The following is a 5,222-nucleotide window of genomic DNA, read 5'->3' as shown; positions in this document are numbered from 1 at the left end:
GCGGCCGCACCCGTCACGGCTGCCGGGCCACCGGCGGACGCGCCGCCCTGGTCCGTGCCGCCGACCCGGACGACGTACGCGGCGCTGCCGCCGTTGTTGAAGAACCCGTACACCGAGTGCGCGAGGTAGTAGCCGTCGGTGAACTCGCCGAAGGCGGCGACGTACTGGGACCAGTTGGTCACCAGCGTCGGCTCGTTCAGCGGACCGGTCGGGGCCAGGCCGACGAAGGCGGCCACCGAGGTACCCACACCCTCGATGGGACGCGAGCCGCTGGCCACCTCCTCGACGTAGACGCCCGGCGACAGGTAGGACGGCATGCTCTGCTCTCCTTGGGGTACGAGACAGGTCGCCTCTCACCCTCACGCGCGAAGCGCGTCCCCTGAAACGTCCTCCGGTACCTGATCGGGGGCACATCCGTTGCCCCCAGGGGCAGCCCGGCCGATCGGGGGAAGCACCCCGGGGCCGCCGGCCCGTGCCCACCCGGCGGCAGCACCCCCGCGAGACCCCCGCGAGCGTCCCCGCGCCCGCGCGAGATGCCCTTTGGGGCACCGCGACCGTGCACTTTCTCCTCCTGACCCGGCTCCCGCACTCCCGGTAGCGTCCTGACGTGAGCCTCTGGACTTCCCTCGAACCCGCCTCCGCGACTGTGGACCCGGGGAGCAGCGCGACCGTTCGGCTGCGTCTGCGCAACACCGGTGACGTGGTCGACGAGTACCGCTTCGAGCCGGTCGGTGACATCGCGCCGTGGACGACCGTGGAGCCGCAGACGCTCCGGTTGTACCCGGGTACGACGGGGTCGGTGGAGTTGACGTTCGCGCCGCCGCGTACCCCGGACGCGACGGCGGGGCCGAACGCTTACGCGGTGCGCATCACGCCGACCGAGCATCCGGAGGCGGCGACGGTTCCCGAGGGGAACCTGACGATCACCCCGTTCACGGAGGTGCGGGCGGAGCTGGTCCCGCCGACGGTGAAGGGGCGCTTCCGGGGGCGGCCCAAGCTCGCCGTGGACAACCTGGGCAACACGAAGGTGACCGCGTCGGTCAGCGGCAGCGACAACGGTGACCAGCTGTCGTACGACATCCATCCGAGCAATGTGCAGATCGAGCCGGGCCGTGCCGCGTTCGTGAAGGCCACGCTGAAGCCGCGCCAGATCATCTGGTTCGGGTCGAAGGAGGAGCGGCCGTACGCCTTCGCGGTGAAGCGGTCTGGGGTGACACCGCTGGATGTCGAGGGCATGTATGTGCAGCGCGGCTTCCTGCCCGGCTGGCTCGCGACCTGCCTGGGGATCTTCCTGGCGCTGGCGATCACCTTCCTGACGATGTGGTTGGCCTTCCAGCCCAGGGTGACCAGTGCCGCCACCGAGCTGCAGGAGACCGCCGTCAGCACACTGCCGCCCAGCCCCTCGCCGACGGCGTCGCCCCCTCCGCCGCCCACGCCCTCCGCGCCTCCCGCCTCCTCGGCACCTCCGCAGGTGACGGAGACGCAGCCGGAGAACGGCAGCGGGGGCGGGAGCGGCGGCGACGGTGGTGGCGGGTCCGGCGGTGGCTCCGAGGAGAAGAAGAAGCCCGCGCCCACGGCCGCGACCGCCGTGCGGCAACTGGCCGCGGCGGACCCGAGCGGCCGGCACATCTGCTACCGCGCCTTTGTGACGGGCAAGGGCTGGACGGCCCCCGAGTGCGACGGCGACACGGCCGGCACGGTGGGCCAGGGAAGGTCGCTCAAGGCACTCAACATCGCGGTGTCCGGTGTCAACGGCACGGCCAGCGCGGCGTTCGTCCACAACCCCGACTCCACCAACGGCCAGGGCCACTACAACGGGAAGCCCTGGTCGGGCGCGAAGGACGGCTTCGACAACTACTTCGGCAGCTCCAAGGCGGGCGCCCCGGACATGCTGGGCTTCACCATCAACGTCGACGACGGCGGCCGGGGGGTCTGCCAGTCGGTCCACCAGAAGGACCGGGGCTGGCAGAACCTGGCCTGCGACAAGCCCGGCGAGGGAGAGCACTACATCTTCGGCGGCACCCTCGACAACGGAGTCTGGCTCGAAGCGGTCAAGTTCACGGTGTGACAAGGCTGTTGGGGCAAGGCCGTTGGGGCGGGCGCCGGTGGCCGTCGGGGCAGGCGGGCCTGCCCCGACGGCTCCTGACCGGACGACGCCCGCCGCGTAGCGTCCCTCCGTGAGCCTTTGGACTTCTCTGGAACCCGCGTCGGCCGCGGTGGACCCCGGTGGCACCACGACCGTTCGGCTGCGTCTGCGCAACACCGGTGACGTGGTCGACGAGTACCGCTTCGAGCCGGTCGGTGACATCGCGCCGTGGACCACCGTGGAGCCGCAGACGCTGCGGCTCTACCCGGGTACGACGGGGTCGGTGGAGCTGACGTTCGCGCCGCCGCGTACCCCCGACGCGACGGCCGGCCCGAACCCGTACGGGGTGCGGATCATCCCGACGGAACATCCGGAGGCGGCGACGGTTCCCGAGGGGAACCTGACGATCACGCCCTTCACCGAGGTGCGCGCGGAGCTGGTCCCGCCGACCGTGAAGGGGCGCTTGCGGGGGCGGCCCGAGCTGGCCATCGACAACCTGGGCAACACGAAGGTGACCGCGTCGGTCAGCGGCAGCGACAACGGTGACCAGCTGTCGTACGACATCCACCCGAGCAATGTGCAGATCGAGCCCGGCCGTGCCGCGTTCGTCAAGGCCACGCTGAAACCGCGCCAGATCACCTGGTTCGGGTCCAAGGACGAGCGGCCCTACACGCTGGCGGTGAAGCGGTCGGGCGTGACGCCGCTCGACGTCGAGGGCGTCTACGTACAGCGCAGCTTCCTGCCGGGCTGGCTCGCCACCTGTCTCGGGATCTTCCTGGCGCTGGCGATCACCTTCCTGACGATGTGGTTCGCCTTCCAGCCCAGGGTGACCAGTGCCGCCACCGAGTTCACGAAGGCCGGTGTCAGCACGCTGCCTCCCTCGGCCTCGCCGCAACCGCTGGAGTCCGCGAAGCCGGAGCCGACGCCGGAGCCGGAGGAGGAATCGGCCCCGTCCGAGAAGGCGGACGACGGCGGCGGTGGTGGCGGTGGCGAGACCGCCGAGCCGACCGAGCCGGCCGAGGAGAAGGACGAGAGCGTGCTGCCCGCGCGCGACGTCCTCCTGCGCAACCTCGCCACCGAGCTGTGCGCCGACGTCCCCGGCGAGGGCAACGGGCGCAGAGACGGCCGGGTCCAGCAGTTCACCTGCGACGACAGCACGGCGGACAACCAGCTCTGGCACCTGGAGGTGAAGGCCGAGAAGAAGGCGCCCGACGGCAGTGATCTCTTCCAGATCCGCAACGCCAAGGACCAGCTTTGCATGGACCTGCCGAACTACGGAGAGAACCCGATCCATACGAAGATCACGGAGTTCACCTGTGACGGCACGACCAGCGACAACCAGTTGTGGTGGCTCGACCCGCAGCAGAGCGGTGGCTACTGGATCCGCAACTTCGCGAGCAGGAACAGGTGTCTCGAAATCGCGGGCAACGAAGACACACGCGACGAGGTGACCTTGATGCTCTTCCACTGCACCGTCACCGACGACCAGGAATGGCAGATCGTTCCTGGCGCGGGGGCCTGACCGTGAGCCTCTGGACCTCCCTCGAACCCGCCTCCGCGACCGTGGACCCGGGGAGCAGTACGACCGTACGGCTGCGTCTGCGCAACACCGGCGACGTCGTCGACGAGTACCGCTTCGAGCCCGTCGGCGACATCGCGCCGTGGACCACCGTGGAGCCGCAGACGCTGCGGCTGTACCCGGGGACGACGGGGACGGTGGAGCTGACGTTCGCTCCGCCCCGCACTCCGGACGCGACGGCCGGCCCGAACCCGTACGCGGTGCGGATCACGCCGACCCAGCATCCGGAGGCGACGACCGTCCCCGAGGGGAACCTGACGATCACCCCCTTCACCGAGGTACGGGCGGAACTCGTGCCGCCGACCGTGAAGGGGCGGTTTCGGGGACGGCCCGAGCTGGCCATCGACAACCTCGGCAACACGAAGGTCACCGCCGCCGTCAGCGGCAGTGACAACGGCGACCAGCTGTCGTACGACATCCGTCCGAGCAATGTGCAGATCGAGCCCGGCCGTGCCGCGTTCGTGAAGGCCACGCTGAAGCCACGGCAGGTCATCTGGTTCGGTTCCAAGCAGGAGAGACCGTACGCGCTCGCCGTCCAACGGGCGGGCGTCGCACCGCAGTCCGTCGACGGCACCTATGTCCAGCGAGGGTTCCTGCCGGGCTGGCTCGCCACCTGCATGGGCATCTTCCTGGCCCTGGCGATCACCTTCGTGACGCTGTGGTTCGCCTACCAGCCCAAGGTGACCAGCGCCGTGACCGACCTCCAGCAGGCCGGTACGACGGCCCTGCCGAGCGCCAGCCCGTCCGCGATGGCCCCGGCGCCGAGCATCTCCGCGGCGCCGCTGCCCTCGGAGACCCCCGAGGCACCCCAGCAGGAGGAGGAGCCCGAGGACCCGGGTCCGGGATCCGGTTCCGGTTCGGGCTCCGCCTCCGGGGGGTCGGGATCGGGGTCGGGGTCGGACAAGGAACCGGACACGAAACCCACGACGAAGAAGCCGGTTGCCGCCAAGGGGTTCAAGATCATCGGCCAGGCCTCGAACCGCTGTATCGACGTCACGGACGCGGAGAACGGCAAGGGCAAGGACGGCACCCCGCTCCAGATCTGGGAGTGCGCCGGTACCGCCAACCAGAAGTGGGACTTCCGGGGCGACGGCACCGTGCGCTCCCTCGGGCTGTGCATGGACGTCGCCTGGGGCTCCCGCGACGACGGCGCCGTCATCCAGGTGGCCAGGTGCAGCGGCAACCCCGCCCAGCAGTTCGTGCTCAGCACCGCCGGTGACCTGGTCAACCCGCAGGCCGACAAGTGCGTCGACGTGAAGGACAACGGCACCGGCAACGGCGCCAGGCTCCAGCTGTGGACCTGCGCGGGCACGCCCAACCAGAAGTGGCGCGTGAAGTAGTCCCGTCCCGCGGGGCGTCCTCATCGGGGGCGCTCCCGCCGACTGCCGGTGGTGGGGGCTACCAGTTGCCCTCGCCCGGCACCAGCCGCCCGGCCTTGCGGTACTCGCGCTCCGCGCCCTCCCGCAGGTCGGCCGTGGTGACCGACCCGGCGCGCCCGGCGGCGGCGTAGGCGGCGGTGACGACCGCGCTGCGGATGGAACCGCCGGCCAGCTCGAA

General features: G+C 70.7%; 3 protein-coding genes and 2 pseudogenes. 3 read left to right on the top strand and 2 right to left on the bottom strand.

Annotated elements, in window-relative coordinates:
- Window positions 1–317 (bottom strand): annotated as a pseudogene (locus tag AWZ10_RS06845) (phage tail sheath family protein); the annotation flags it as partial.
- A gap of 290 nt (window positions 318–607) precedes the next feature.
- Between AWZ10_RS06845 and AWZ10_RS06840 the strand changes: the two are divergent.
- The 3 genes from AWZ10_RS06840 to AWZ10_RS06830 all read left to right on the top strand — a co-directional run bounded on the left by AWZ10_RS06840 (window position 608) and on the right by AWZ10_RS06830 (window position 5,005).
- A complete protein-coding gene (locus AWZ10_RS06840; protein ID WP_060890665.1) occupies window positions 608–2,068 on the top strand; it encodes a hydrolase in 1,461 nt (486 codons plus the stop codon).
- A gap of 109 nt (window positions 2,069–2,177) precedes the next feature.
- Entirely contained in the window at window positions 2,178–3,608 is a 1,431-nt protein-coding gene (locus AWZ10_RS06835; RefSeq protein ID WP_060890664.1) for an RICIN domain-containing protein, read from the top strand.
- 2 nt (window positions 3,609–3,610) lie between these two features.
- The gene (locus tag AWZ10_RS06830; RefSeq protein ID WP_060890663.1) at window positions 3,611–5,005 is read left to right on the top strand and encodes an RICIN domain-containing protein; all 1,395 of its coding nucleotides are present in this window, start codon (window positions 3,611–3,613) and stop codon (window positions 5,003–5,005) included.
- A 58-nt stretch (window positions 5,006–5,063) separates the two neighbouring features.
- On the opposite strand, the pseudogene AWZ10_RS53515 reads toward AWZ10_RS06830, so the two are convergent.
- Window positions 5,064–5,222 (bottom strand): annotated as a pseudogene (locus AWZ10_RS53515) (ATP-binding protein); the annotation flags it as partial.

Source organism: Streptomyces europaeiscabiei (assembly GCF_001550375.1).
Lineage (GTDB): Bacteria > Actinomycetota > Actinomycetes > Streptomycetales > Streptomycetaceae > Streptomyces > Streptomyces europaeiscabiei.
Note: the sequence above shows the minus strand (reverse complement) of the source record. Positions and strands in the feature narration are given on the sequence as shown.